We start from the raw sequence: 26,741 nt of genomic DNA, 5'->3' as shown, positions 1-26,741 counted from the left end.
CATTCGGGTCGATAATCGTGGTCTGCGGGAAGTAATGCTTTAACTTGTATTCGATTCGATCTCTTTCTTCTCTTCACGCTGTTCTCTTTGCCTAATGAAGTGGGGAATTACCTGAGCAGCGTATGGGCATCCAGTAGTGGAACCAATTACGTTTTAACGTATATCGCCATGTGTGGTGGTAGTGTTTACCTACAGGCTATCAAATCTGCAGCATTCGTCACTGTGTTGGCATCAGGTAGAAACATAGCCATTAGCAATCAGGGGGCGACAACCTTTAACTGGTCATATGTTAATTACAGATTGAGCTGATATCTAATCTAGCTTGCGAGATGTGAAATAAGTCTCGTAAGCTGGAGGTGATTACTTGATTTCACTGTGCTAGAATGGACACTTTAATTTTTTTTGATTTTGAAAAATGATTTTCAGCTCTCCGGAATTTATATTTGCATTCTTGCCGATTACATTTTTGGTCTACTTTTTACTTAATAAATTTAAATTCCTTTATTTCGGCAAACTTTGGCTTGTGGTGGCTAGTTTGTATTTTTATAGTTACTGGAGCTTAAACTATTTGCCATTAATGCTCGGTTCTATAATTTTCAACTATAGCTTAGGCGTGCAATTGGCGAAGGGAGCCAAGAGAAAAAAAACGATGTTATCTATTGGTATTCTAGCCAACTTGGCTATTCTATGTTATTATAAGTACATGAATTTTTTTTTAGAGAATGTAAATGCAATAACAGGGCAAAGCTTTCATGTTGAGGGGGTAATACTCCCTATTGGAATTAGTTTTTACACCTTCACTCAAATTGCGTTTCTTGTAGATAGCTATAAAGGAAATGCAAAAGAATATGATTTAGTTAATTATTCTCTTTTTGTGACATTCTTCCCCCATTTAATTGCTGGTCCAATACTTCATCATAAAGAAATGATGTCGCAGTTTAAATCTCTCCGCACAGTTCCAATTAATTATAATAATATATTGATGGGGTTGATGATTTTCGGTATTGGTCTTTTCAAAAAAAACAATAATAGCAGACACATTTGCTCAATGGGCCGAGATTGGTTATGTCGTTGGTGCTCAACATAACTTCTATAGCGCCTGGGTTACGAGTTTATCTTATACATTTCAATTGTATTTTGATTTTAGCGGTTACTGCGACATGGCTGTTGGCGCAGCTCTTTTATTTAATATATGGCTTCCGATAAACTTTAATTCTCCCTACAAGGCACTAAATATACAGGATTTCTGGCGCAGATGGCATATAACGCTTGGAAGATATCTTCGTGATTACTTATATATACCCTTGGGTGGAAACAGATGCTCCATACCAAGAACATACTTTAATTTATTTTTGACTTTCGTCATCGGCGGACTATGGCACGGTGCAAGTTGGATGTTCATTATTTGGGGGGCTATGCATGGGGTCGCGCTAGTGGTGCATAGGGCATGGTCAAGGCTAGGTCTGTCAATGTATAAACCTTTGGCCTGGGCTGTGACATTCCTGTATGTGCATATAGCATGGATTTTCTTTAGGGCTCATACAGTCCAGGATGCAATGAACATTATTTATGCGATGATTAATATTAAGTCCGCAAGGTCTGTTTCTGTTTCAGATATACCAATTACAAATTTGACTGCGATTGGAGTGCAGGCTGATAGATTATTTTCTGTTCTCCCTGTGGGAATTGTTGGATATTCAATTCAATTCACGGCAATTGCTTGTGCATTTTACATTTCAACATTAAAAAACTCAGTAGAAATTGTAAATGTAAAAGAGCAAAGTATATCTAAGATACTTTTTCTTAGCTTCATCACGGCAACGTCTATTTATATGGTGTTGCATACCACAAGTCCTGTTTTTTTATATTTTAATTTTTAATGGAGTCAAGCATGAAAATTAAAGTTTGTATTTTTATGGTTGTTTTATTCTCCATGTTAATGGTTTTGCCTATATATAACTTAACAGTTAATGGAAAGCTTTTCAAAAACAATTCATTACTAGATAATATCAAAACAATGTATAACATGGACTCTCTTGAGGGTGAGTTTGGATATATAGGGTTTATTGGAGGTGTGTCTTTAGAACCGAATAAAGTTCTTATAGGCAAGAATGGGTGGTTGTTTCTTGGTAACGGGTATGCAAACACGTTAATAGCAAAGCGTGACGGTGTAACTGACTCAAATTCCTCTGCAATTTCATCACTCCATGATTCAATGCACGCATGGAAAGAATATCTTGAGGGGCAAGGAGTCAAATCATTCGTTGTGACTATAGGTCCAGATAAAGACACAGTTTATTCTGAGCACCTGCCTGCCTGGGCAGAACATGCTGATAAATCCATTATAAAAAAGATAATAAATGATAATGGTGATATTTACATAGACACATTAAGTGCCATTGAAGCTACGAAAAATAAATCATCATTACCATTGTATTTCTATACTGATACTCACTGGAACCATTTTGGAGCATCAGTAGTATTCAATCTTTTACGGGATTCAATAACAGACAATGAAGTAAAATGGCCACCTTTATTTACAGAAAAGGATTTTTCAGTGGAAAAAGGTCCTGATGGTGATTTGGCTGCTTTTCTTAGAACTAACAGAATTAATGACATTAAAGTAGACATCAAATCAACTGACATACAAAATATTAATATACGTAAAGTTGATTTCGATACTGGAGAGGAGATTTCTAATGAACGGATGGTGTCTGTCGAGGCACCAACAACTCCTACATTAATAATCTCAGACAATGCACTAAACAACAAGAAAGTTCTATGGTTAAGGGATTCATTTGGTAACGCAATGTCTCCATTTATGTCCAGAGAGTTCAAAGAAATACTACAGGTTCACCATGGCAGGGTAACTCCAAAATTGATGAAGCAGATGGTGCAATCTTTCAAACCTGATTATGTCATTATAACTGTTGTTGAAAGGGATGCCTTAACTAGTTTCTTTACCTCTCCCCCTTCGTGGGGATAACGAATGAAACCCGCCTCGGCGGGTTTCATTCACAGGCTGATAATTAGCAGAACTAGCCATATTCTTACTTGAACACCTCCATCGAACAACAATTTTGTATGTATACACAGTGAATATCAGAGGTGCATCATGAAGGGGGGACCGTCGCCAGCATCAGACAACGAGGAGTTTGATGCTGTCCGGTGATCTGCGACAAAAAGTGGGACACGCAAAGTTTTGCAGTGGGTTGCAAAGCTTTGTGATATTCGAGTTTATGAACAGTGCGGCGTATTTTTTGCCAAAAACCTTCAGAAGATGATGAGTAAGACGTGTCATAACTATATGATTATTTGATATTCACACACACCATTATGTCCGGATAATTTACCATAATCATTTGAAATTATTGCACAAAACGAACAATTTAAAATCCCTCGGCGTTCGCGCTGTGCGGGTTCAAGTCCCGCTCCGGGTACCATGGGAAAGATAAGAATAAAATCAAAGCAATAAGCAGTGTCGTGAAACCACCTTCGGGTGGTTTTTTTGTATCTGCAACTTGTCGTTACACCCTCTCTGATTTTTAATCTCCGGGTAATCCACTCGAAAAGTATCTCTATGCCAGACCGACATGTAAGATAGGCGCTGGCGAGTCGAGATCCACAAGGAAAAGCGTATGAAAACTGGACCGTTAAACGAAAGTGAGTTGGAATGGCTGGATGATATCTTGACCAAATACAACACAGACCACGCCATCCTTGATGTGGCAGAGCTGGACGGTTTGTTGACGGCGGTGTTGAGTTCTCCGCAAGAAATTGAACCAGAACAGTGGCTGGTTGCTGTGTGGGGTGGGGCGGATTATGTGCCGCGCTGGGCGTCAGAGAAAGAGATGACGCGCTTTATGAACCTGGCGTTTCAACATATGGCCGATACAGCAGAGCGCCTCAACGAGTTTCCTGAACAGTTTGAACTGTTATTTGGTCTGCGAGAAGTTGACGGTAGGGAGCTGACGATTGTCGAAGAGTGGTGCTTTGGCTATATGCGTGGCGTGGCGCTTTCTGACTGGTCAGCATTGCCTGACTCATTAAAACCGGCGCTTGAAGCGATTGCGCTGCACGGTTCTGAGGAAAACTTCGAGCGCGTAGAGAAGATGTCGCCAGAAGCGTTTGAAGAAAGCGTGGATGCCATTCGACTGGCGGCGCTTGATTTGCATGCTTACTGGATGACGCATCCTCAGGAAAAAGCTGTTCAGCAACCGATTAAAGCTGAAGAAAAACCGGGTCGTAACGACCCTTGCCCATGTGGTAGTGGCAAGAAATATAAGCAGTGCTGCCTGCATTAAGAGGCTATATTGGGTGCCAGAATTAACTCTGGCACCCATGTTTTATGGGCCTGATAAGGATGTGGACAGAAGACTGGATTATGTCCATATGCACGGCAAAGCGTTTATCCCACTTCTGGCAACAACCCTGCCGCAATCAAAAATTGCACGCCAATCACGCTAATGCCACAGATAAACACTAACACCAGAGCTGGACGTCCACCTTTCACCCGATAACTTGCTTGTGGATTATGCTTCCTGCTCTGCCAGGTCAGCAGTGAAGGAATTATCAACGCCAGTACTGCCAGCGCTACGCCAGCATACCCGAGCGCCATTACAAAACCACGTGGATAAAACAGCGCAAACGCCAGTGGCGGCAGAAAGGTAATTACACCGGTTTGCAGTCTTCCACCAACGGTATTGGAACGCTGAAACAAATCCGCCAGATAATCAAATAAGCCTAACGCTACGCCCAGGAAAGATGTGGCGAGGGCTAAATCAGCGAATAAATGCACTGCCAACTCGACATGCGGCGAGGCCACCACTTCGCGTAATGCCTGTAACAGCCCATTTAATCCAGCATGATTCGCCAGCAGTCCCATAAAGGTTGTTGAATCAATGCTGCCCAGTGTCGCCAGTTGCCAGAAAATATATGCCACCAGAGGGATCGCGCTACCGGTAATAAACACCCAGCGCAATTTACGAATGTTGCCATCCATATAGCTGACGATGCTCGGTACGCTACCGTGAAAACCAAACGAGGTAAAAATCACCGGAATTGCAGACAATGCCAGACCCTGTTGCAGTGGCAGCGTTAGCAGATTGATTTTATGAATATGTGGTAGCAGCAATACCAGCATTAGCACCAGGAAAATAATCTTGGCGCTGAACAAAAAACGGTTAAACAAATCGACCAGCGACGTCCCAACACAAACCACACCACCGGCAACAAAAGTAAACAACAGCACGCCAGCGGTTGTGGTCATTGAAATGCCTGTCCAGTCGCTGATGCTGGAGGCCAGCAATTCACCGGCACCGCTGATATATGCTGCGGTCAGGGCGTACATTAAAAACATCATACTGAAGCCGGTCAGCCACTGACCGTAGCGGCCCAGATAGCGTTTTGCCAGCGTGCCTAAGCCGGTATCTGCAGGGACATGCTGATACACTTCCAGCAGTAACAGAGCGGTGTAACACATCAAGGCCCACAGGCCAATTAACAATGTCAGAGTGACGGTAAAACCGACGCCAGCCGCTGCCAGCGGCATTGCCAGCATACCTGCGCCAATTGTGGTTCCCGCCACGATAAAAACACTTCCCAGAGTTCTGTTTTTCACGCTTTCTTCTGTCCTGACGATCTTTATGAGTGATATCTGCGGCGCAGGTTAAGGCATTATCTATATTTCGTCAAATCGACGTTACATATAGTGTAAACAAAAATGTACGATAAATGCATTCAGAACTGCGCTGGCGCAAAGCCTTAAGACGCTGGGATCGTTACGCTATGCCTTTTTTGAGGAGGAACGATGGAATCTATTCACGGTCATGAAGTGTTAAATATGATGATTGAATCAGGTGAGCAATATACGCACGCCAGTCTGGAAGCGGCTATCAAAGCACGTTTTGGTGATCAGACACGTTTTCATACTTGCTCGGCTGAAGGGATGACGGCGGGAGAGTTGGTGGCTTTTCTGGCGGAAAAAGGCAAATTTATTCCTTGCGAAGAAGGATTCTCAACCGATAAAAGTAAGATTTGTCGTCACTGATCTGAAACGGCGGCAGAAAATCTGCCGCCAGAGAAGATTAGTTTTGTGCGTCGAGCGTAGAGAGTTCTTTATCGATGAAATAAAGTCCTTCGCCGCTTTTCCCCGCCAGGCTCAATTTATCAATAATAGATTTGAACAATTTCTCTTCTTCGTGTTGTTCAGATACATACCATTGCAGGAAATTGAACGTTGGGTAGTCCTGATTAGTCATGGCAGCGTGAGCGAGTTCGTTAATTTTTTGCGTAATTAATTGTTCGTGTTTATAGGTTTCCTGGAATAATTCATCAAGTGAAGAATATTCAGCAAACGGTGATTCAACGGTATTAATTCGCGGTAAATTTCCAGTATCGGTCAGGTAATCAAACAGACGCTGCATATGCGTCATCTCTTCCTGGGCGTGGCGACGCAGAAACGCGGCAGCACCTTCGAAGGTGTGATAGCTGCACCATGCGCTCATTTGCTGATAAAGCAGTGAAGAGTAGAGTTCCAGGTTCATCTGCTCATTAAGTTTTTCAATCATTTCTGGTTTCAGCATGATAGTGCTCCACAAAGGTTATATTTGTTGCTGTGGCGCCACTATAATTTGTTATTTTATTATTTGCAAAAGGTAAAATATTAAATTCAATTATTAAAAATGCGAATGTGAATAAAACGCATTAACGCTATTTGTGATGTTAATTAACCAGCGAAGCCTCCCTCGCTGATTAAAATCTTTATTGATAAGCCGAGGGTGTTAAGTATCGGCACTGATACGACAGTGTAAATTGCGTATTCAGACATAATGATCCCGCAAACAAACTACAGTTACTTACAGGTTGCCCAAACGCAAAGGCGCGGGTAAATCCAACCTGCTGACATGCGCGGTTCGCGATTCCCTGATCGAGATAGTTGTCAGTGCGGGCGTGTTGTAAAAAAGCCTGATTGTAAACGAGGCGTACAATACCACTCGTGGCGTTAACATCGCTCAGGTGAGCCTGACGAGTTACGGTACAGCCCGCTACTGTTAAAAGTGAAAAAACAATTATCAGATGTTTCATGTCACAGCCTGAAGAGGGAGAAGAAACAGGTATTGTACTTGTGGTCACAGCCAGGCTATGGACAGAAAAGACGACGGATTAGCGCTATTCCTTGCTTTCTGCAGAACGCAGAGGTTTTGTGATTATCATTTTTATAACATCAAAGAGGTATTTATGTGATGAGCATCACATAAAGATTGATTTTTGTGATGAATGTCATATTATAAACGTAAAGACGATAACACCTGCATAACAAATAATCGGAGTGGCGCGATGAAACTGCGTAAGATCCTGAAAAGCATGTTCAATAATTATTGCAAGACGTTTAAAGACGTACCGCCTGGCAATATGTTCAGATAACAAAAAACCTGCTTCGGCAGGTTTTTTTGTACCCTGATGCGGGCTGATGTGACTATCGTTGAAGAAGGGAAGCCGCTACTATAACGGCTTTCAAAATGCTATCAGGAGTTTAGGATGTCCCAGCCGCTGAATGCCGATCAGGAACTGGTTTCTGATGTTGTTGCTTGCCAGTTGGTGATCAAACAAATTCTCGACGTGCTCGATGTGATCGCGCCTGTTGAGGTACGTGAAAAAATGTCCAGCCAGCTGAAGAATATTGATTTTACTCACCATCCGGCTGCTGCTGACCCAGTCACTATGCGTGCTATTCAAAAAGCCATCGCGTTGATTGAGCTAAAGTTCACCCCACAAAACGAATCCCATTAAAAAAACCGCTGCCTCAGTAATGTGAGGCAGCGGTTTTCACCACTTTTTTGTATTCGGCGCATCATTTTATGCGCCGATTTTATTAATGTATCTGATGCGACACGACATTCAGAACATGCTGGTCGGTCTGGACAGGGCACATACCGGCCAGTTTCGCACTGCGCACTTCATCAAGAATGGTTTGCAGTAAGAGGCCATCGTGCTGCTGTTCTTTTTCCAGATCGCGCAGAAAATCGACAGTAGAATCATCATTCAATTCTTTAGCTTCATTTGCTAATTGCGCCAGCGTGCTTGAACGCTGCTCATATTCTTCCAACGTTTTTTGGAAGAGTTCTTCCAGAGAGTTCAGTTTTTCTCCAGGTACATCAATGGCTTTAACGATAGGCGTCGCCCCGACACTTTTCATGAAGTTAAACATGCGCATCATTTGAGTCACGTTACTTTGTGCCTGGGAGCGAAGAAAAGTCGCGGTGCCATTCAGACTTTGTTCAGAACACCAGTTGCTCAGGTGAAGGTAGAGATTGGATGCATAAAACTCGCGGTTCATTTGAGTGTTGAGTTTGAGAAGCATTCCAGTGGTTGCCATACCTAATATCCTTATATCCAGAAGACGAGAGGTGCAAGATAAATCAAAACACCGTAATTACTGTTTGCAGAATAATTCCTTTCTGCGGGTCCGAAATGTGATCCTGGAGTCAATTCTGACGATGATCTGAAATAAGCATAACGTCTGAAGGATTATAAGAAAATCCTTAAATCACCAAGTTTATATTTTTTTACATTTCATTGATTAGGGTTATTGATTTGCAATAATTCTCAATGTTGTGATTTCTCGTATCTCATTGATATTAAATTGTTTTATCAATATCATGATGCCGTTCTTATATTTTCAGGTATTTTTTCAGTTTTGGGATGATGCTCGCATTATGGATTTATCCATTAATTAATGAAGCTGGTGATAATTTACAGCGAAAGGAATTTTGTCTGGAGTTTTGATACTTCTTCCCTGATTCACCATTCACCTGTAATGCGCAGTATCTTGCCCGAGAAAATTAGATTAAAAAGAAGACACGCCTGAGCTATCAAATGATGCTACAAGGATTTCCAGGCTGATCTTATGGATTAATCTGCTAAGACACTTATCATTTGTCATACAATTAACGTCTTCTGTATGTCTTTTATTGCTAAATTTATGCACGTTCTCACTGTAATTCTGCGGTGTGATATTGCTCTCCTATGGAGAATTAATTTCTCGCTAAAACTATGCCAACACAGTCACTTACCTTTTCGCCAAAGGTAATGCTTTGTTTTCCGATTGAATTAACGAAAGCTCTTAGGTTTTGCCCTACACAAAATGATGCTAAAGCTGGAGATAACCATGCACAAATTTACTAAAGCTCTTGCAGCCATCGGTCTGGCTGCCGTTATGTCACAATCCGCTATGGCGGAAAATTTGAAACTCGGTTTCCTGGTGAAGCAACCAGAAGAACCGTGGTTTCAGACTGAATGGAAGTTTGCCGATAAAGCCGGAAAAGATTTAGGCTTTGAAGTTATTAAGATAGCCGTACCTGATGGCGAAAAAACACTGAACGCTATTGATAGCCTGGCAGCCAGTGGTGCGAAAGGTTTTGTTATCTGTACTCCGGACCCGAAACTGGGTGCAGCCATCGTGGCGAAAGCGCGTGGCTACGATATGAAAGTTATTGCCGTGGATGATCAGTTTGTTAATGCTAAAGGTAAGCCGGTTGATACCGTTCCGTTGGTGATGATGGCAGCGACGAAAATTGGCGAACGTCAGGGCCAGGAACTGTATAAAGAGATGCAGAAACGTGGTTGGGATGTGAAAGAAAGCGCCGTAATGGCGATTACTGCCAACGAACTGGATACCGCCCGCCGTCGTACTACCGGTTCTATGGACGCGCTGAAAGCCGCCGGATTCCCGGAAAAACAAATTTATCAGGTTCCTACCAAATCTAACGACATTCCGGGGGCGTTTGACGCCGCCAACTCAATGTTGGTTCAGCATCCTGAAGTTAAACACTGGTTGATCGTCGGTATGAACGACAGCACCGTGCTGGGTGGCGTACGCGCGACGGAAGGTCAGGGCTTCAAAGCAGCTGATATTATCGGTATCGGTATTAATGGTGTGGATGCGGTGAGCGAACTGTCAAAGGCACAGGCTACGGGTTTCTATGGTTCACTGCTGCCAAGCCCGGACGTTCATGGCTATAAATCCAGCGAAATGCTTTACAACTGGGTAGCAAAAGACGTTGAACCGCCAAAATTCACTGAAGTTACCGACGTGGTGCTGATCACGCGTGACAACTTTAAAGAAGAACTGGAGAAAAAAGGTTTAGGCGGTAAGTAATCTGCCGGAAAAATTCCCCTCTGCGTTATGCAGAGGGGGTGTAAAACGACCAGTGATTCACGGAGACGTTATGCAACAGTCTACCCCGTATCTCTCATTTCGCGGCATTGGTAAAACCTTTCCTGGCGTCAAGGCGCTTACGGATGTCAGTTTTGACTGTTATGCCGGTCAGGTTCATGCATTGATGGGTGAAAATGGCGCCGGAAAATCAACACTTTTAAAAATCCTTAGTGGAAACTATGCGCCAACCACGGGTTCTGTAGTGATTAATGGGCAGGAAATGTCCTTTTCCGATACCACCGCTGCACTGAATGCGGGTGTCGCGATTATTTACCAGGAACTGCATCTCGTGCCGGAAATGACCGTCGCGGAAAACATCTATCTCGGCCAGCTTCCTCATAAAGGCGGCATCGTGAATCGTTCACTGCTGAATTATGAAGCTGGGATACAGCTCAAACATCTGGGTATGGATATTGACCCGGATACGCCGCTGAAATATCTCTCCATTGGGCAATGGCAGATGGTTGAAATTGCCAAAGCTCTGGCACGTAACGCCAAAATTATCGCTTTTGATGAACCAACCAGCTCCTTATCCGCGCGTGAAATAGACAATCTGTTTCGCGTCATTCGTGAACTGCGAAAAGAGGGGCGGGTGATCTTATACGTTTCTCACCGTATGGAAGAAATTTTTGCGCTCAGCGATGCCATCACTGTCTTTAAAGATGGTCGTTACGTCAAAACCTTTACCGACATGCAGCAGGTAGATCATGACTCGCTGGTGCAGGCAATGGTTGGTCGCGACATCGGCGATATCTACGGCTGGCAACCGCGCAGCTACGGCGAGGAGCGCTTGCGTCTGGATGCGGTAAAGGCACCAGGCGTGCGTACGCCAATAAGCCTGGCTGTTCGCAGTGGCGAAATCGTCGGCCTGTTTGGTCTGGTGGGGGCAGGGCGCAGCGAATTAATGAAAGGCATGTTTGGCGGTACGCAAATTACCGCTGGTCAGGTTTATATCGACCAACAGCCGATCGATATCCGTAAACCGGGCCACGCCATTGCCGCTGGCATGATGCTCTGCCCGGAAGATCGCAAAGCGGAGGGCATTATTCCAGTGCATTCGGTGCGCGACAATATCAACATCAGCGCTCGTCGCAAACATGTGCACGGTGGTTGCGTGATCAACAACGGCTGGGAAGCCAATAATGCCGATCACCACATTCGTTCTCTCAACATCAAAACGCCAGGTGCAGAGCAATTGATCATGAATCTTTCCGGCGGTAATCAGCAAAAAGCCATTTTGGGGCGCTGGTTATCCGAAGAGATGAAAGTCATTTTGCTTGATGAACCTACGCGCGGCATCGATGTGGGGGCTAAACATGAAATTTATAACGTGATTTATGCGCTGGCCGCGCAGGGCGTGGCGGTACTGTTTGCCTCCAGTGACCTGCCCGAAGTCCTTGGTGTCGCCGACCGCATCGTAGTTATGCGGGAAGGTGAAATCGCCGGTGAATTGCTACACGAGCAGGCAGATGAGCGTCAGGCACTAAGCCTTGCTATGCCTAAAGTCAGCCAGGCAGTTGCCTGAGTAAGGAGAATAAGATGTCTTCTGTTTCTACATCGGGTTCTGGCGCACCTAAGTCGTCATTCAGCCTCGGGCGTATCTGGGATCAGTACGGTATGCTGGTGGTGTTTGCAGTGCTTTTTATCGCCTGTGCCATCTTCGTGCCGAACTTTGCCACCTTTATTAATATGAAAGGGCTGGGACTGGCAATCTCCATGTCGGGGATGGTGGCTTGCGGTATGTTGTTTTGCCTGGCCTCAGGTGACTTTGACCTTTCTGTCGCCTCGGTGATTGCCTGCGCAGGCGTAACCACTGCGGTGGTTATTAACCTCACCGAAAGTTTGTGGATTGGCGTGGCGGCAGGTTTACTGCTGGGCGTTCTGTGCGGCCTGGTGAATGGCTTTGTTATCGCTAAATTGAAAATCAACGCCCTGATTACCACGCTGGCGACGATGCAGATTGTCCGTGGTCTGGCGTATATTATCTCTGACGGTAAAGCGGTGGGCATCGAAGATGAAAGCTTCTTTGCACTCGGTTATGCCAACTGGTTCGGCCTGCCTGCGCCAATCTGGCTCACTGTGGTTTGCCTGGTCGTCTTTGGTTTGCTGCTGAACAAAACTACTTTTGGTCGTAATACATTGGCAATTGGCGGTAACGAAGAGGCGGCACGTCTCGCGGGTGTACCGGTAGTCCGTACCAAAATTATTATCTTCGTTCTCTCTGGTCTGGTATCGGCGATTGCCGGGATCATTCTTGCTTCTCGTATGACCAGCGGCCAGCCAATGACGTCTATTGGTTATGAGCTGATTGTTATCTCTGCCTGCGTTTTAGGTGGCGTTTCTCTGAAAGGCGGCATCGGAAAAATCTCATATGTAGTGGCGGGTATCTTAATTTTAGGCACCGTGGAAAACGCCATGAACCTGCTTAATATTTCTCCGTTTGCACAGTATGTTGTCCGTGGCTTAATCCTGCTGGCTGCGGTGATCTTCGACCGTTATAAGCAAAAAGGGAAACGCACTGTTTAATGCTTTATCCGACCATTATTTAGTTCAAAAATCCTCCACAGCCAACCGCCACAACGGTTGGCTGTTCTTTTTGCCAATGGCGAGCCTCGTCACACTGTCTATACTTACATGTCTGTAAAGCGCGTTCTGCGCGAACAATAAAAAGATAAGGAGGAGTACCGGGTGACAGAACCGTTAACCGAACCCCCTGAACTATCCGCGAATTATGCCTGGTTTTTTGATCTCGATGGAACGCTGGCGGAAATCAAACCGCATCCCGATCAGGTCGTTGTACCTGAAAATATTCTGCAAGGACTCCAGCTGCTGGCAACCGCAAGTGATGGTGCATTGGCATTGATATCAGGGCGCTCAATGGTAGAGCTTGACGCACTGGCAAAACCCTATCGCTTCCCGTTAGCGGGCGTGCATGGGGCGGAGCGCCGTGACATCAATGGTAAAACGCATATTGTTCATTTGCCGGAGGCGATTGCCCGGGATATTAGCGTTCAACTGCATACGGCTATCGCCAGGCTTCCCGGTGTGGAGGTTGAAGCTAAAGGGATGGCGTTTGCGCTGCATTATCGTCAGGCACCGCAGCATGAGGACGCCTTATTGACATTAGCGCAACGCATTACCCAGATTTGGCCTCAAATGGCGTTACAACAGGGAAAGTGTGTCGTTGAGATAAAACCGAGAGGTACCAGCAAAGGGGACGCGATTGCCGCATTTATGCAGGAAGTTCCCTTTATTGGCCGCAAGCCTATTTTTTTAGGCGATGACTTAACCGATGAGTCTGGTTTCTCGGTCGTTAACAGGCTGGGCGGAATGTCAGTGAAAATTGGCACAGGCGCAACTCAGGCATCATGGCGGCTGGCGGGCGTGCCGGATGTCTGGAGCTGGCTTGAAATGATAACCAACGCATTACAACAACTAAAAAGAGACAATAACAGGAGTGATGACTATGAGCCGTTTAGTCGTAGTATCTAACCGGATTGCACCACCAGACGAGCACGCCGCCAGTGCCGGTGGCCTTGCTGTCGGTATACTGGGGGCGCTGAAAGCCGCAGGTGGACTGTGGTTTGGCTGGAGTGGCGAAACAGGGAATGAGGATCAGCCGCTAAAAAAGGTGAAAAAAGGAAATATCACCTGGGCCTCTTTTAACCTCAGTGAAAAGGATCTCGACGAATACTACAACCAATTCTCCAATGCTGTTCTCTGGCCCGCATTTCACTATCGACTCGATCTGGTGCAATTTCAGCGTTCCGCCTGGGAAGGCTATTTACGCGTGAATGCATTGCTGGCTGATAAATTACTGCCGTTGCTGGAAGACGATGACATTATTTGGATCCACGATTATCATCTGTTGCCATTTGCGCATGAACTCCGTAAACGTGGCGTGAATAATCGTATTGGTTTCTTCCTGCATATTCCTTTCCCGACGCCGGAAATTTTCAACGCGCTGCCGACATATGACACCTTGCTTGAACAGCTTTGTGATTATGATTTGCTGGGTTTCCAGACGGAAAACGATCGCCTGGCGTTTCTGGATTGCCTTTCCAACCTGACGCGCGTCACGACGCGTAGTTCGCGCAATCATACGGCCTGGGGCAAGGCATTTCGCACCGAAGTTTACCCTATTGGTATTGAACCGGATGAAATAGCCAAACAGGCTGCCGGACCGCTGCCGCCCAAACTGGCGCAATTAAAAGCGGAGCTGAAAAGCGTACAAAATATCTTTTCTGTCGAACGACTGGATTATTCCAAAGGTCTGCCTGAGCGTTTTCTTGCCTATGAAGCCTTGCTGGAAAAATATCCGCAACATCATGGCAAAATACGTTATACCCAGATAGCGCCAACCTCGCGTGGTGATGTGCAGGCGTATCAGGATATTCGTCATCAGCTGGAAAATGAAGCCGGGAGAATTAACGGAAAATATGGGCAATTAGGCTGGACACCGCTTTATTATCTGAACCAGCATTTCGACCGTAAATTACTGATGAAAATCTTCCGCTATTCCGATGTCGGATTAGTGACGCCGCTGCGTGACGGGATGAATCTGGTGGCGAAAGAATATGTCGCCGCCCAGGATCCTGCCAATCCCGGCGTACTGGTACTTTCACAATTTGCGGGGGCGGCGAATGAACTGACGTCAGCATTAATCGTTAACCCATACGATCGTGATGAAGTCGCGGCGGCGTTGAATCGGGCATTGACTATGTCGCTGGCAGAACGTATTTCCCGTCATGCAGAAATGTTGGAAATTATCGTGAAAAACGATATTAACCACTGGCAGGAGTGCTTTATTAGCGACCTAAAGCTGATAGTTCCGCGCAGCGCGGAAAGCCAGCAGCGCGATAAAGTTGCGACCTTTCCAAAGCTGGCGTAATTGCGCTTAATCTCCCTTAAGCGGAACCAACAGCACATCAACCTCACTTGAGGCAATCACACTTTTCGCAGAGCAGGATGCTCGCGAAAAGAAACTGTGATTATGATTACCGCAAATCACCAAATCGAATTTATGTTTACGGCATACCGCCAGAATATGTTCGCTCAACTCTCCATAAGCTATAAACTTTTCTTCAACGGGATATCCAGCATCCTGAATTAATTTGTCCAGAAAGTTTTGTGTTTCTTCATGCATCACACTGCGTAAATCCTCAAGCATCGGCGCGGCTAATTGATTGTACATTTCTGGATCGGACGCGAGGGTGATTAAACTGATACGCCCATTAACGGGACGGGCGATAGATACCGCTTTTGCTAACAGTTGCTGGCTTTCCGGTGAGACAGCAACGGCAACAAGAATATTGGCGTAACTCATAACCTGCTCCTTATTCTATGAACTTCAGGTGAGATCACAGCTTTACCCTGAATGAGCTATAGATGCAATAACAGCTTGGTCAAAAATGCAAATATTAGCATGATCATTAATAAAGATAATTAATTAATATCGTAGTGTTACTATGTAGTCATGCGGGGGATGATGAGGAAGTGGAGAAATTGATTTCTCTCACTAAACAAATGGTTAATACTAATAAAACATATTGCTAACATTGGTGTTGCTGGCAGCCTTAGTTTTTCTTAAATGGAATATTATTATTTAATTGGCTGTTTTTTTAATGATTTACAGAGATCATAGATATTTATCCCATATCCGGAATATGGTTATTCACGGTGATTTATATTAACAGTGCGCAACATCTCAATTTTATCCCTCCACATCATTTTTGCTGACAGATAAGCTGAAAAACTTTTTAACAGAATGAAATATACGCAAAACAAAAGTATGACTTATACATCAATGTTAAGTAATTGAGTGTTTTGTGTGATCCGTGTCACACATTGTCGAAAATCGCAGCTCTGCTCCGTTGTATGTATGAGTGGTGACGAGTACAGTTGCGTCGAATTAGGAAAAATCTTAGATAAGTGTAAAAAGCATCACTCTGTGTAAGACGTGTTTCACCTCTTATGATGTCTGTGTGTTTTTTCGTTGATCGTTACTATTCCATTTTTATTTACTTTTTACCGGGATTTCCCGGCGACATCACGGGGTGCGGTGATACCGCATAAAAAATAAAGTTAGTTATTCTGGGTGGGAATAATGCATACCTCCGAGTTGCTGAAACATATTTATGACATCAATTTGTCATATTTACTTCTTGCACAGCGTCTGATCGTTCAGGACAAAGCGTCCGCCATGTTTCGTCTCGGTATTAATGAAGAAATGGCAACAACGCTGGCGACGCTGACTCTTCCACAAATGGTTAAACTGGCCGAAACCAATCAACTGATTTGTCAATTCCGCTTTGACAGCCACCAGACTGTTAACCAACTGACGCAGGATTCCCGTGTTGACGATCTCCAGCAAATTCATACCGGCATTATGCTCTCCACGCGTTTGTTGAATGATGTTAATCAGCCCGAAGAAGTACAACGTAAGAAAAGGGCCTGATCATGAGTGAAAAAAGCATTGTTCAGGAAGCCCGTGATATTCAACTCGCCATGGAGTTGATAACCCTCGGTGCTCGTTTGCAGATGCTGGAAAGCGAAACACAATTAAGTCGCGGACGCCTGATCAAACTCTATAAAGAGCTGCGCGGAAGCCCGCCGCCGAAAGGTATGTTGCCGTTTTCCACCGACTGGTTTATGACCTGGGAACAAAATGTCCATGCGTCGATGTTCTGTAATGCATGGCAGTTTTTACTGAAAACCGGGTTATGTAATGGTGTTGATGCGGTAATCAAAGCCTATCGTTTATACCTTGAACAGTGCCCACAAGCCGAAAACGGACCACTGCTGGCGCTAACCCGCGCCTGGACTCTGGTGCGATTTGTCGAAAGTGATTTACTACAACTTTCCAGCTGCAACTGCTGCGGTGGTAATTTTATCACCCATGCTCATCAACCTGTCGGCAGTTTTGCCTGCAGCTTATGTCAACCGCCATCGCGCGCCGTAAAAAGACGTAAACTTTCTCAGAACCCTGCCGATATTATCCCTCAACTGCTGGATGAACAGAGAATACAGGCTGTTTAACTCATACGGTGTGGCGAAACACTCCAGCAGCGGTAAGCAATTGCCGCTGCTTTTTTTTCTCCTGCCGTAAGGTAACGTCTGCCGACTGAACATCCTGTCATGGTCAACAGTGGAAGGATGATGTCGTGCTTATCTTATTAGGTTACCTGGTTGTTCTCGGTACAGTTTTCGGCGGTTATTTGATGACCGGTGGAAGCCTTGGAGCACTCTATCAACCCGCTGAACTGGTGATTATTGCCGGTGCAGGCATTGGGTCGTTTATCGTCGGCAATAATGGCAAAGCAATCAAAGGTACGCTGAAGGCGCTGCCATTATTGTTTCGTCGCTCTAAATATACCAAAGCAATGTATATGGATTTGCTGGCGCTGCTTTACCGCCTGATGGCGAAATCGCGACAAATGGGCATGTTCTCACTGGAACGCGATATTGAAAATCCACGAGAGAGCGAGATCTTCGCCAGTTATCCGCGCATCCTCGCGGATGCCGTTATGCTGGATTTTATCGTCGATTATCTGCGCCTGATTATCAGCGGCCACATGAATACCTTCGAAATTGAAGCCCTGATGGACGAAGAGATAGAAACGCACGAAAACGAGGCTGAAGTCCCGGCGAACAGCCTGGCGTTGGTCGGAGACTCTCTTCCTGCGTTTGGTATTGTTGCGGCTGTAATGGGGGTGGTGCACGCACTAGGATCAGCCGATCGTCCTGCCGCCGAATTGGGGGCGCTCATCGCACATGCGATGGTGGGGACTTTCCTCGGTATCTTATTGGCTTACGGATTTATTTCCCCGTTGGCGAGTGTTTTGCGCCAGAAAAGCGCCGAAACCAGCAAAATGATGCAGTGCGTCAAAGTCACACTGCTTTCTAATCTGAACGGTTACGCACCGCCTATCGCCGTTGAATTTGGTCGCAAAACGCTCTATTCCAGTGAACGTCCGTCGTTTGTTGAACTGGAAGAGCATGTGCGTGCGGTGAAAAATCCGCAACAGCAGACGACAACCGAGGAAGCATGAAGAATCAAGCGCATCCGATTATTGTCGTCAAACGACGCAAAGCGAAATCCCACGGCGCAGCACATGGTTCGTGGAAGATTGCTTATGCTGACTTTATGACCGCGATGATGGCTTTTTTTCTGGTGATGTGGCTTATCTCCATCTCCAGCCCAAAAGAGCTGATTCAGATTGCGGAATACTTCCGTACGCCGCTGGCGACAGCGGTAACGGGCGGCGATCGAATTTCTAATAGCGAAAGCCCAATTCCCGGCGGCGGTGATGATTTCACCCAAAGCCAGGGCGAAGTGAATAAGCAGCCGAACATTGAAGAACTTAAAAAACGCATGGAGCAAAGTCGGCTGCGGAAATTGCGTGGCGATCTCGACCAGCTTATTGAATCAGACCCGAAACTACGGGCGATGCGTCCACACCTTAAAATCGATCTGGTACAGGAAGGTTTACGCATCCAGATAATTGATAGCCAGAATCGCCCGATGTTTAAAACTGGTAGTGCTGATGTCGAGCCCTATATGCGCGACATTCTGCGCGCCATTGCGCCGGTGCTGAACGGTATTCCTAACCGTATCAGCCTTTCAGGCCATACCGATGATTTCCCTTACGCCAATGGTGAGAAAGGTTACAGCAACTGGGAGCTTTCCACTGAGCGCGCCAATGCGTCGCGCCGTGAGCTAATGGTGGGAAGTCTGGCTGATGGCAAAATTTTACGTGTTGTCGGCATGGCGGCGACCATGCGCTTAAGCGATCGCGGCCCGGATGATGCCATTAATCGTCGAATCAGTCTGTTGGTACTGAATAAACAAGCCGAACAGGCCATTTTGCATGAAAACGCCGAAAGCCAGAATGAGCCAGTAAGCGTCCTGGAAAAACCTGGGGTAACACCGCAGGTCAGTGTTTCCACAATGCCATCAGCCGAACCGAGGTGACAGCGTGAGCATGGATATAAGCGATTTTTATCAGACATTTTTTGATGAAGCGGACGAACTGTTGGCCGATATGGAGCAGCATCTGCTGAATTTACAGCCAGAAGCGCCAGATGCCGAACAATTGAATGCCATCTTTCGTGCGGCCCACTCCATCAAAGGAGGGGCGGGAACCTTTGGCTTTAGCGTATTGCAGGAAACCACGCATCTGATGGAAAACCTGCTCGACGAAGCCAGACGCGGTGAAATGCTGCTTAACACCGACATTATCAATCTGTTTTTGGAAACGAAGGACATCATGCAGGAACAGCTCGACGCTTATAAACAGTCGCAAGAGCCGGATGCCGCCAGTTTTGACTATATCTGCAAGGCCTTGCGTCAACTGGCAATTGAATCGAAAGGCGAATCGACACCCGCTATGGCCCGGTTAAGTGTGGTTGCCAAAAGTGAACCGCAAGATGAACAGGGTAACAGTGAGTCGCCGCGACGAATTCTACTTTCGCGTCTGAAAGCGGGAGAAGCCGATCTGCTGGAAGAAGAGCTGGAGCATCTGACAACGTTGACTGATGTGGTGAAAGCCGCTGATTCTCTTTCGGCAATATTACCGGGCGACATCGCGGAAGATGATATTAAAGCGGTGCTCTGTTTTGTGATTGAGGCCGATCAGATTGCCTTTGAAACAGTAGAATCCGCGCCAAAAATATCCCCGCCACCGGTACTTAAACTGGCAGCCGAACAAGCGCCAGCAGGACGTGTGGAACGGGAAAAACCGACGCGCGGTAGCGAATCTACCAGTATCCGCGTGGCGGTTGAGAAGGTTGATCAGCTGATTAACCTCGTTGGCGAACTGGTGATTACTCAGTCAATGCTGGCCCAGCGCTCCAGTGAACTGGACCCGGTGAATCATGGGGATTTGATTACCAGCATGGGGCAGTTACAACGTAACGCCCGCGATTTGCAGGAATCAGTGATGTCGATTCGCATGATGCCGATGGAATATGTCTTTAGCCGCTATCCCCGGTTGGTGCGTGACCTGGCGGGTAAACTTGGCAAACAGGTGGAGCTGACGCTGGTGGGCAGTTCCACCGAACTCGACAAGAGTCTGATAGAACGCATTATCGATCCTCTGACCCACCTGGTACGCAATAGCCTCGACCATGGTATTGAATTGCCGGAAAAACGACTTGCTACGGGCAAAGATAGCGTTGGAAATTTAATCCTGTCTGCGGAACACCAGGGGGGCAACATCTGCATCGAAGTGACCGACGATGGCGCGGGGCTTAATCGAGAGCGGATTCTGGAAAAAGCCGCCTCGCAAGGTCTGAGCGTTAGCGACAACATGACTGACGACGAAGTGGCGATGTTGATATTCGCCCCTGGTTTTTCCACGGCGGAGCAGGTCACCGATGTCTCCGGGCGCGGCGTCGGCATGGATGTCGTTAAACGTAATATCCAGGAGATGGGTGGCCACGTTGAAATCCAGTCGAAGCAGGGCGTTGGCACCACAATCCGCATTTTACTGCCGCTAACGCTGGCGATCCTTGATGGCATGTCGGTACGCGTTGCTGACGAAGTTTTCATTCTGCCGCTGAACGCCGTCATGGAATCACTACAACCTCGTGAAGCCGATCTCCATCCACTGGCAGGCGGCGAGCGAGTACTGGAAGTGCGTGGTGAATATCTGCCCATCGTCGAACTGTGGAAAGTGTTCAACGTCGCAGGCGCGAAAACCGAAGCTACAGAGGGGATTGTTGTCATCCTGCAAAGTGGCGGTCGCCGCTACGCCTTGCTGGTGGATCAGTTAATTGGTCAACATCAGGTGGTGGTTAAAAACCTTGAAAGTAACTATCGCAAAGTCCCTGGCATTTCTGCTGCAACCATTCTTGGCGACGGCAGCGTGGCACTGATTGTTGATGTCTCCGCCTTGCAGGCGATAAACCGCGAACAACGTATGGCGAATACTGCCGCCTGATTGAGTAAAAAGGTAATAAATATGACCGGTATGACAAATGTAACAAAGCTGGCCAGCGAACCGTCAGGCCAGGAGTTTCTGGTATTTACCCTCGGTGACGAAGAGTACGGTATCGATATTCTGAAAGTGCAGGAGATCCGTGGCTACGATCAGGTTACGCGGATTGCCAATACACCCGCGTTTATCAAAGGCGTCACTAATCTGCGCGGCGTGATTGTGCCAATTATCGATTTGCGTATTAAGTTCAGCCAGGTGGATGTGGAGTACAACGATAACACGGTGGTTATCGTTCTGAATCTTGGGCAGCGGGTGGTCGGCATTGTGGTAGATGGCGTTTCAGATGTTCTTTCGTTGACGACGGAACAAATTCGCCCGGCACCGGAATTTACTGTGACGCTTTCCACAGAATACCTCACCGGCCTGGGCGCGCTGGGCGATCGCATGCTAATTCTGGTTAATATCGAAAAACTGCTGAATAGCGAAGAGATGGCGCTGTTGGATAGCACGGCATCAGAAGTCGCATAATTTATCCCGCTGTACTCAAATGAAATGAGCCCGATACCCTGCGGATCGGGTTTTTCATTTTAATTTCGCCATGACTGGCATCAGAAATAAAGTTTCCCTCCTTCCTGCCGATAACGAAATCAACTTGTTTTCAGGAAGGTGCCTTATGATTAACCGTATCCGCGTAGTCACGCTGTTGGTAATGGTGCTGGGGGTATTCGCACTGTTACAGCTTATTTCCGGAAGTCTGTTTTTTTCTTCTCTTCACCATAGCCAGAAAAGTTTTGTCGTTTCCAATCAATTACGGGAACAACAGAGCGAGCTGACCTCAACCTGGGATTTAATGCTGCAAACGCGCATTAATCTGAGTCGTTCAGCCGTGCGGATGATGATGGATTCATCCAATCAGCAAAGTAACGCCAAAGTTGAATTGCTTGATAGCGCCAGGAAAACATTGGCCCAGGCAGCGACGCATTATAAAAAATTCAAAAGCATGGCACCGTTACCGGAAATGGTCGCTACCAGTCGTAATATCGATGAAAAATATAAAAACTATCACACAGCATTAACAGAACTGATTGATTATCTTGATTATGGCAATACTGGAGCCTATTTCGCTCAGCCAACCCAGGGAATGCAAAATGCGATGGGCGAAGCCTTTGCCCAGTACGCCCTCAGTAGTGAAAAACGGTATCAAGATATCGTCACTGACAACGCGGATGATTACCGATTTGCCCAGTGGCAACTGGCGGTTATCGCGCTGGTGGTGGTATTGATTCTGCTGGTGGCGTGGTACGGCATCCGCCGCATGCTACTTAACCCGTTAGCGAAGATCATTTCTCACATCCGAGAAATTGCTGGTGGCAATCTGGCGAATACCCTCAGCATTGCCGGGCGCAGTGAAATGGGCGACCTGGCACAGAGCATTTCACATATGCAAGGTTCTCTGACTGACACGGTCAACCATGTGCGAGAAGGTTCAGACGCTATCTATGCTGGTACACGTGAAATTGCTGCGGGTAATACCGATCTTTCCTCCCGTACTGAACAGCAGGCTTCGGCGCTGGAAGAAACGGCCGCCAGCATGGAACAGCTCACTGCAACGGTGAAACAGAACGCCGATAACGCCCGTCAAGCCTCACAGTTGGCGCAAAGTGCCTCCGACACTGCTCAGCATGGTGGCAAAGTAGTGGACGGTGTGGTGAAAACCATGCACGAAATTGCCGACAGTTCGCAGAAAATTGCCGACATTATTAGCGTTATTGATGGCATTGCTTTCCAGACCAATATCCTGGCACTGAACGCGGCTGTTGAAGCCGCCCGAGCAGGGGAACAGGGGCGTGGTTTTGCCGTGGTGGCGGGCGAAGTGCGTAATCTCGCCAGTCGCAGCGCCCAGGCGGCAAAAGAGATCAAAGCGCTGATTGAAGATTCCGCTTCCCGCGTTGATACCGGTTCGGTGCTGGTAGAAAGTGCCGGGGAAACCATGACTAATATTGTCAATGCCGTCACCCGTGTTACCGACATTATGGGCGAGATTGCCTCGGCATCGGACGAACAGAGTCGCGGTATCGATCAAGTGGCGTTGGCAGTGTCGGAAATGGATCGCGTCACCCAACAAAACGCATCGCTGGTGCAGGAGTCTGCCGCGGCGGCGGCGGCCCTTGAAGAGCAGGCCAGCCGTTTAACGCAAGCAGTTTCCACATTCCGTCTGACTGCCCGCTCGCATACGAATAAACAACAATCACAATCCCGCCCTGGTACTGAACAACCCCCCGCACAGCCGCGACTGCGTATTACTGAACAAGATCCAAACTGGGAAACATTTTGATGGGTATTTACTCAAGCGCCATTGCCGTCAGATGAGGCTGATGATGCAACAGAACGTCGCGCTTATCGTTTCTGGTGCGCTATTACAACACAACCGGCGCAGTTACAGGCTGCGCCAGGGGTATCCTGAAGTGACTGAGAAGGCGCTATGACATCATCTCTGCCCTGCGGGCAAACGTCTTTATTGTTACAGATGACCGAGCGCCTGGCGCTTTCCGACGCGCATTTTCGGCGGATAAGTCAATTGATCTATCAACGTGCGGGGATAGTCCTGGCGGACCACAAACGCGACATGGTTTACAACCGCCTGGTGCGCCGTTTGCGCTCGCTGGGGCTTGCAGACTTCGGCCATTATCTGAATTTACTGGAATCTAATCAGCACAGCGGCGAGTGGCAGGCGTTTATTAATTCGCTGACTACAAACCTGACGGCATTTTTCCGCGAGGGGCATCATTTCCCATTGCTCGCGGAGCACGCCCGCCACGCCTCTGGTGAATATCGCGTATGGAGTGCGGCGGCATCGACAGGTGAAGAACCGTACAGCATTGCGATGACGCTGGCGGACACGCTGGGCACCGCGCCCGGACGCTGGAAAGTGTTCGCTAGCGATATCGACACCGAAGTGCTGGAGAAAGCCAGAAGCGGCATTTATCGCCATGAAGAGCTGAAAAACCTGACGCCGCAACAACTCCAGCGCTACTTCATGCGCGGCACGGGGCCGCATCAAGGGCTGGTGCGTGTGCGTCAGGCACTGGCGAACTCTATCGATTTTTCCCCGCTGAATTTGCTGGCGAAACAGTACGCTGCGCCGGGGCCGTTCGATGCGATCTTCTGTCGTAACGTCATGATCTACTTCGATCAAACGACCCAGCAGGAGATTTTGCGCCGCTTTGTACCGCTGCTTAAGCCCGACGGATTATTGTTTGCGGGTCACTCTGAAAACTTTAGCCACCTTGAGCGCAGCTTCACATTGCGTGGACAGACGGTGTATGCGCTAAGTAAGGATTAACGATGAGCAAAATCAGGGTGTTGTCGGTCGATGACTCGGCACTGATGCGCCAGATAATGACAGAAATCATCAATAGTCATAGTGACATGGAAATGGTAGCGACGGCTCCCGATCCTCTGGTCGCGCGTGATTTGATTAAGAAATTCAATCCTGATGTGCTGACGCTGGACGTCGAAATGCCGCGTATGGACGGACTGGATTTCCTCGAAAAATTAATGCGTTTGCGACCGATGCCAGTAGTGATGGTTTCTTCTCTGACTGGCAAAGGCTCCGAAGTCACGCTGCGTGCTCTGGAGTTGGGGGCGATAGATTTTGTCACCAAACCGCAACTGGGGATCCGCGAAGGAATGCTGGCGTATAGCGAAATGATTGCCGAAAAGGTGCGTACGGCAGCAAGGGCAAGCCTTACTGCGCATAAACCGTTATCGGCACCGACAACGCTGAAGGCCGGACCGCTCTTGAGTTCAGAAAAGCTGATTGCGATTGGCGCCTCAACGGGGGGAACTGAGGCGATTCGTCACGTATTGCAACCGTTGCCGCTTTCCAGCCCGGCACTGTTAATTACCCAGCATATGCCGCCCGGTTTTACCCGCTCTTTTGCCGACAGACTTAATAAGCTGTGCCAAATCGGCGTGAAAGAAGCCGAGGACGGAGAACGCGTCTTGCCGGGGCATGCCTATATCGCCCCGGGCGATCGGCATATGGAACTGGCGCGTAGCGGCGCGAATTATCAAATCAAAATTCACGATGGTCCGGCGGTTAATCGCCATCGGCCATCGGTAGATGTGTTGTTCCATTCTGTGGCCAAACAGGCGGGGCGTAATGCGGTTGGGGTGATCCTCACCGGCATGGGCAACGACGGCGCGGCGGGAATGTTAGCAATGCGTCAGGCGGGGGCATGGACTCTTGCGCAAAATGAAGCAAGCAGCGTGGTGTTCGGCATGCCGCGCGAGGCCATCAATATGGGTGGCGTCTGCGAAGTGGTCGATCTTAGCCAGGTAAGCCAGCAAATGCTGGCAAAAATCAGTGCCGGACAGGCGATACGTATTTAAATCAGGAGTGTGAGATGGCGGATAAAGAGCTTAAATTTTTGGTTGTGGATGACTTTTCCACCATGCGACGCATCGTGCGTAACCTGCTGAAAGAGCTTGGATTTAATAATGTTGAGGAAGCGGAGGATGGCGCCGATGCTCTCAATAAGTTGCAGGCGGGAGGATATGGTTTTGTTATCTCCGACTGGAACATGCCTAACATGGACGGCCTGGAATTGCTGAAAACGATTCGTGCTGATGGCGCGATGTCAGCATTGCCGGTGTTAATGGTGACTGCGGAAGCGAAGAAAGAAAATATTATTGCCGCAGCACAAGCGGGGGCCAGTGGCTACGTAGTTAAGCCATTTACCGCCGCGACGCTGGAGGAAAAACTCAACAAAATCTTTGAGAAACTGGGCATGTGAGGATGCGACTATGATGCAACCATCAATTAAACCTGCTGATGAAAATTCTGCTGGCGATATCATTGCGCGCATCGGCAGCCTGACGCGTATGCTGCGCGATAGTCTGCGGGAGCTGGGGCTGGACCAGGCCATTGCAGAAGCGGCGGAAGCCATCCCCGATGCCCGCGATCGTTTGTACTACGTTGTGCAGATGACTGCCCAGGCTGCGGAGAGGGCTCTGAATAGTGTTGAGGCCTCACAACCGCATCAGGATCACATGGAGAAGTCAGCAAAAGCGTTAACCCAACGCTGGGATGACTGGTTTGCCGATCCCATTGACCTTGCCGACGCTCGCGAACTGGTGACCGATACACGGCAATTTTTGGCGGATGTGCCGACGCATACCGGTTTTACCAATGCGCAGTTGCTGGAAATCATGATGGCGCAGGATTTTCAGGACCTCACCGGGCAGGTCATTAAACGAATGATGGATGTCATTCAGGAGATTGAACGCCAGTTGCTAATGGTGCTGCTGGAAAATATCCCGGAACAGGATGCACGTCCGAAACGTGAAAGCCAGAGTTTGCTGAATGGACCACAGGTTGATACCAGCAAAGCCGGTGTGGTAGCCAGTCAGGACCAGGTGGACGATTTGTTGGACAGCCTTGGATTCTGATTTGTATTGCCTGATGTGGCGTGACCACGTCATATCAGGCGGTCGGATAACGCGATGACGCCGCATCCGACAAACGCACACTATGCATGATGTGTGGCAGCAAAAGCCCTAAATCCCGCCTTTTTTAC

At 47.5% G+C, this 26,741-nt stretch carries 28 protein-coding genes and 1 tRNA gene; 24 read left to right on the top strand and 5 right to left on the bottom strand.

Going from position 1 to position 26,741, the window contains the following annotated elements:
• The first annotated feature begins 415 nt into the window (after positions 1-415).
• The 5 genes from FEM44_RS25360 to yecA all read left to right on the top strand — a co-directional run bounded on the left by FEM44_RS25360 (position 416) and on the right by yecA (position 4,304).
• Entirely contained in the window at positions 416-1,087 is a 672-nt protein-coding gene (locus tag FEM44_RS25360) for an MBOAT family O-acyltransferase (RefSeq protein WP_205714100.1), read from the top strand.
• On the top strand, positions 1,005-1,880 hold the full coding sequence (locus FEM44_RS25355) for an MBOAT family O-acyltransferase (protein ID WP_205713474.1): 876 nt from the start codon (positions 1,005-1,007) through the stop codon (positions 1,878-1,880). Before FEM44_RS25360 ends, FEM44_RS25355 begins: the two co-directional genes overlap by 83 nt.
• A gap of 11 nt (positions 1,881-1,891) precedes the next feature.
• Positions 1,892-2,986, top strand: coding sequence for an alginate O-acetyltransferase AlgX-related protein (locus FEM44_RS24440; protein ID WP_167850653.1), 1,095 nt, complete (start codon positions 1,892-1,894; stop codon positions 2,984-2,986).
• Positions 2,987-3,338: 352 nt separating this feature from the next.
• Positions 3,339-3,443: transfer RNA gene (locus FEM44_RS25240), tRNA-OTHER, on the top strand.
• A 195-nt stretch (positions 3,444-3,638) separates the two neighbouring features.
• Positions 3,639-4,304 (top strand): UPF0149 family protein YecA, encoded by a 666-nt coding sequence (yecA, locus tag FEM44_RS24435; RefSeq protein WP_135522153.1) that lies wholly within the window; start codon positions 3,639-3,641, stop codon positions 4,302-4,304.
• A 104-nt stretch (positions 4,305-4,408) separates the two neighbouring features.
• Here yecA and tyrP read toward each other — a convergent pair whose 3' ends face one another.
• Positions 4,409-5,620: a tyrosine transporter TyrP gene (tyrP, locus tag FEM44_RS24430; protein ID WP_135522154.1), complete on the bottom strand. Its 1,212-nt coding sequence runs from the start codon at positions 5,618-5,620 to the stop codon at positions 4,409-4,411.
• Positions 5,621-5,809: 189 nt separating this feature from the next.
• Here tyrP and FEM44_RS24425 point away from each other — a divergent pair, with 189 nt between their 5' ends.
• Complete coding sequence (locus tag FEM44_RS24425; RefSeq protein WP_130208547.1) at positions 5,810-6,049, top strand: YecH family metal-binding protein; 240 nt, start codon at positions 5,810-5,812, stop codon at positions 6,047-6,049.
• A gap of 37 nt (positions 6,050-6,086) precedes the next feature.
• On the opposite strand, the gene ftnA is transcribed toward FEM44_RS24425, so the two are convergent.
• On the bottom strand, positions 6,087-6,584 hold the full coding sequence (gene ftnA / locus FEM44_RS24420; protein WP_000917207.1) for a non-heme ferritin: 498 nt from the start codon (positions 6,582-6,584) through the stop codon (positions 6,087-6,089).
• Between the two features lie 178 nt (positions 6,585-6,762).
• On the bottom strand, positions 6,763-7,086 hold the full coding sequence (yecR, locus tag FEM44_RS24415; protein ID WP_135522155.1) for a YecR family lipoprotein: 324 nt from the start codon (positions 7,084-7,086) through the stop codon (positions 6,763-6,765).
• 252 nt (positions 7,087-7,338) lie between these two features.
• Here yecR and azuC point away from each other — a divergent pair, with 252 nt between their 5' ends.
• Together azuC and yecJ are read left to right on the top strand one after the other, a co-directional pair.
• On the top strand, positions 7,339-7,425 hold the full coding sequence (gene azuC, locus FEM44_RS24410; RefSeq protein ID WP_010723106.1) for a stress response protein AzuC: 87 nt from the start codon (positions 7,339-7,341) through the stop codon (positions 7,423-7,425).
• A 114-nt stretch (positions 7,426-7,539) separates the two neighbouring features.
• A complete protein-coding gene (gene yecJ / locus FEM44_RS24405) occupies positions 7,540-7,791 on the top strand; it encodes a DUF2766 family protein YecJ (protein ID WP_064529310.1) in 252 nt (83 codons plus the stop codon).
• Between the two features lie 82 nt (positions 7,792-7,873).
• Here yecJ and FEM44_RS24400 read toward each other — a convergent pair whose 3' ends face one another.
• A complete protein-coding gene (locus FEM44_RS24400) occupies positions 7,874-8,377 on the bottom strand; it encodes a non-heme ferritin-like protein (RefSeq protein ID WP_130208543.1) in 504 nt (167 codons plus the stop codon).
• A gap of 792 nt (positions 8,378-9,169) precedes the next feature.
• On the opposite strand from FEM44_RS24400, the gene araF reads away from it, so the two are divergent.
• The 5 genes from araF (at position 9,170) to otsA (ending at position 15,110) form a co-directional block, all read left to right on the top strand.
• A complete protein-coding gene (gene araF, locus FEM44_RS24395) occupies positions 9,170-10,159 on the top strand; it encodes an arabinose ABC transporter substrate-binding protein AraF (RefSeq protein ID WP_130208541.1) in 990 nt (329 codons plus the stop codon).
• Positions 10,160-10,229: 70 nt separating this feature from the next.
• Positions 10,230-11,744, top strand: coding sequence for an arabinose ABC transporter ATP-binding protein AraG (araG, locus tag FEM44_RS24390; protein WP_135522156.1), 1,515 nt, complete (start codon positions 10,230-10,232; stop codon positions 11,742-11,744).
• Positions 11,745-11,758: 14 nt separating this feature from the next.
• Positions 11,759-12,745, top strand: coding sequence for an arabinose ABC transporter permease AraH (gene araH, locus FEM44_RS24385; RefSeq protein ID WP_135522157.1), 987 nt, complete (start codon positions 11,759-11,761; stop codon positions 12,743-12,745).
• Positions 12,746-12,907: 162 nt separating this feature from the next.
• Positions 12,908-13,711, top strand: coding sequence for a trehalose-phosphatase (gene otsB / locus FEM44_RS24380; protein WP_135522158.1), 804 nt, complete (start codon positions 12,908-12,910; stop codon positions 13,709-13,711).
• Entirely contained in the window at positions 13,686-15,110 is a 1,425-nt protein-coding gene (gene otsA / locus FEM44_RS24375) for an alpha,alpha-trehalose-phosphate synthase (protein ID WP_135522159.1), read from the top strand. The genes otsB and otsA overlap by 26 nt, the downstream gene beginning before the upstream one ends.
• Before the next feature lie 6 nt (positions 15,111-15,116).
• Here otsA and uspC read toward each other — a convergent pair whose 3' ends face one another.
• Positions 15,117-15,545 (bottom strand): universal stress protein UspC, encoded by a 429-nt coding sequence (uspC, locus tag FEM44_RS24370; protein WP_130208531.1) that lies wholly within the window; start codon positions 15,543-15,545, stop codon positions 15,117-15,119.
• Between the two features lie 780 nt (positions 15,546-16,325).
• On the opposite strand from uspC, the gene flhD reads away from it, so the two are divergent.
• The 11 genes from flhD to cheZ all read left to right on the top strand — a co-directional run bounded on the left by flhD (position 16,326) and on the right by cheZ (position 26,613).
• Complete coding sequence (gene flhD / locus FEM44_RS24365) at positions 16,326-16,676, top strand: flagellar transcriptional regulator FlhD (RefSeq protein ID WP_130218670.1); 351 nt, start codon at positions 16,326-16,328, stop codon at positions 16,674-16,676.
• 2 nt (positions 16,677-16,678) lie between these two features.
• Positions 16,679-17,257, top strand: a complete 579-nt coding sequence (gene flhC, locus FEM44_RS24360) for a flagellar transcriptional regulator FlhC (protein WP_064529301.1) — start codon at positions 16,679-16,681, stop codon at positions 17,255-17,257.
• Positions 17,258-17,382: 125 nt separating this feature from the next.
• A complete protein-coding gene (gene motA, locus FEM44_RS24355; protein ID WP_130208527.1) occupies positions 17,383-18,270 on the top strand; it encodes a flagellar motor stator protein MotA in 888 nt (295 codons plus the stop codon).
• A complete protein-coding gene (gene motB, locus FEM44_RS24350; RefSeq protein WP_135522160.1) occupies positions 18,267-19,193 on the top strand; it encodes a flagellar motor protein MotB in 927 nt (308 codons plus the stop codon). The genes motA and motB overlap by 4 nt, the downstream gene beginning before the upstream one ends.
• Before the next feature lie 4 nt (positions 19,194-19,197).
• Entirely contained in the window at positions 19,198-21,162 is a 1,965-nt protein-coding gene (gene cheA, locus FEM44_RS24345) for a chemotaxis protein CheA (RefSeq protein WP_135522161.1), read from the top strand.
• A 21-nt stretch (positions 21,163-21,183) separates the two neighbouring features.
• Entirely contained in the window at positions 21,184-21,687 is a 504-nt protein-coding gene (cheW, locus tag FEM44_RS24340; protein WP_135522162.1) for a chemotaxis protein CheW, read from the top strand.
• 145 nt (positions 21,688-21,832) lie between these two features.
• Positions 21,833-23,494 (top strand): methyl-accepting chemotaxis protein II, encoded by a 1,662-nt coding sequence (gene tar, locus FEM44_RS24335; protein ID WP_135522163.1) that lies wholly within the window; start codon positions 21,833-21,835, stop codon positions 23,492-23,494.
• Positions 23,495-23,641: 147 nt separating this feature from the next.
• Positions 23,642-24,502 (top strand): protein-glutamate O-methyltransferase CheR, encoded by an 861-nt coding sequence (gene cheR / locus FEM44_RS24330; RefSeq protein WP_135522164.1) that lies wholly within the window; start codon positions 23,642-23,644, stop codon positions 24,500-24,502.
• A gap of 2 nt (positions 24,503-24,504) precedes the next feature.
• Positions 24,505-25,554: a protein-glutamate methylesterase/protein glutamine deamidase gene (gene cheB, locus FEM44_RS24325; RefSeq protein ID WP_064529294.1), complete on the top strand. Its 1,050-nt coding sequence runs from the start codon at positions 24,505-24,507 to the stop codon at positions 25,552-25,554.
• Between the two features lie 14 nt (positions 25,555-25,568).
• Positions 25,569-25,958 carry a chemotaxis response regulator CheY gene (gene cheY / locus FEM44_RS24320; protein ID WP_000763855.1) on the top strand — a complete coding sequence of 130 codons (390 nt, stop codon included), beginning with the start codon at positions 25,569-25,571 and terminating at the stop codon, positions 25,956-25,958.
• Between the two features lie 10 nt (positions 25,959-25,968).
• Positions 25,969-26,613, top strand: a complete 645-nt coding sequence (gene cheZ / locus FEM44_RS24315) for a protein phosphatase CheZ (RefSeq protein WP_064529292.1) — start codon at positions 25,969-25,971, stop codon at positions 26,611-26,613.
• Positions 26,614-26,741 lie beyond the last annotated feature (128 nt).

Origin of the sequence: Escherichia sp. E4742 (assembly GCF_005843885.1) — a bacterium.
Classification (GTDB): Bacteria; Pseudomonadota; Gammaproteobacteria; order Enterobacterales; family Enterobacteriaceae; genus Escherichia.
Note: the sequence above shows the minus strand (reverse complement) of the source record. Positions and strands in the feature narration are given on the sequence as shown.

Bases quoted from the DNA above. Each gene is read 5' to 3' on its own strand.
- FEM44_RS25360 (WP_205714100.1), top strand. From the start codon at position 416: ATGATTTTCAGCTCTCCGGAATTTATATTTGCATTCTTGCCGATTACA.
- FEM44_RS24440 (WP_167850653.1), top strand. From the start codon at position 1,892: ATGAAAATTAAAGTTTGTATTTTTATGGTTGTTTTATTCTCCATGTTA.
- yecA (WP_135522153.1), top strand. From the start codon at position 3,639: ATGAAAACTGGACCGTTAAACGAAAGTGAGTTGGAATGGCTGGATGAT.
- FEM44_RS24425 (WP_130208547.1), top strand. From the start codon at position 5,810: ATGGAATCTATTCACGGTCATGAAGTGTTAAATATGATGATTGAATCA.
- ftnA (WP_000917207.1), bottom strand. From the start codon at position 6,584: ATGCTGAAACCAGAAATGATTGAAAAACTTAATGAGCAGATGAACCTG.
- yecR (WP_135522155.1), bottom strand. From the start codon at position 7,086: ATGAAACATCTGATAATTGTTTTTTCACTTTTAACAGTAGCGGGCTGT.
- azuC (WP_010723106.1), top strand. From the start codon at position 7,339: ATGAAACTGCGTAAGATCCTGAAAAGCATGTTCAATAATTATTGCAAG.
- yecJ (WP_064529310.1), top strand. From the start codon at position 7,540: ATGTCCCAGCCGCTGAATGCCGATCAGGAACTGGTTTCTGATGTTGTT.
- FEM44_RS24400 (WP_130208543.1), bottom strand. From the start codon at position 8,377: ATGGCAACCACTGGAATGCTTCTCAAACTCAACACTCAAATGAACCGC.
- araF (WP_130208541.1), top strand. From the start codon at position 9,170: ATGCACAAATTTACTAAAGCTCTTGCAGCCATCGGTCTGGCTGCCGTT.
- araG (WP_135522156.1), top strand. From the start codon at position 10,230: ATGCAACAGTCTACCCCGTATCTCTCATTTCGCGGCATTGGTAAAACC.
- araH (WP_135522157.1), top strand. From the start codon at position 11,759: ATGTCTTCTGTTTCTACATCGGGTTCTGGCGCACCTAAGTCGTCATTC.
- otsA (WP_135522159.1), top strand. From the start codon at position 13,686: ATGAGCCGTTTAGTCGTAGTATCTAACCGGATTGCACCACCAGACGAG.
- uspC (WP_130208531.1), bottom strand. From the start codon at position 15,545: ATGAGTTACGCCAATATTCTTGTTGCCGTTGCTGTCTCACCGGAAAGC.
- flhD (WP_130218670.1), top strand. From the start codon at position 16,326: ATGCATACCTCCGAGTTGCTGAAACATATTTATGACATCAATTTGTCA.
- flhC (WP_064529301.1), top strand. From the start codon at position 16,679: ATGAGTGAAAAAAGCATTGTTCAGGAAGCCCGTGATATTCAACTCGCC.
- motB (WP_135522160.1), top strand. From the start codon at position 18,267: ATGAAGAATCAAGCGCATCCGATTATTGTCGTCAAACGACGCAAAGCG.
- cheW (WP_135522162.1), top strand. From the start codon at position 21,184: ATGACCGGTATGACAAATGTAACAAAGCTGGCCAGCGAACCGTCAGGC.
- tar (WP_135522163.1), top strand. From the start codon at position 21,833: ATGATTAACCGTATCCGCGTAGTCACGCTGTTGGTAATGGTGCTGGGG.
- cheR (WP_135522164.1), top strand. From the start codon at position 23,642: ATGACATCATCTCTGCCCTGCGGGCAAACGTCTTTATTGTTACAGATG.
- cheB (WP_064529294.1), top strand. From the start codon at position 24,505: ATGAGCAAAATCAGGGTGTTGTCGGTCGATGACTCGGCACTGATGCGC.
- cheY (WP_000763855.1), top strand. From the start codon at position 25,569: ATGGCGGATAAAGAGCTTAAATTTTTGGTTGTGGATGACTTTTCCACC.
- cheZ (WP_064529292.1), top strand. From the start codon at position 25,969: ATGATGCAACCATCAATTAAACCTGCTGATGAAAATTCTGCTGGCGAT.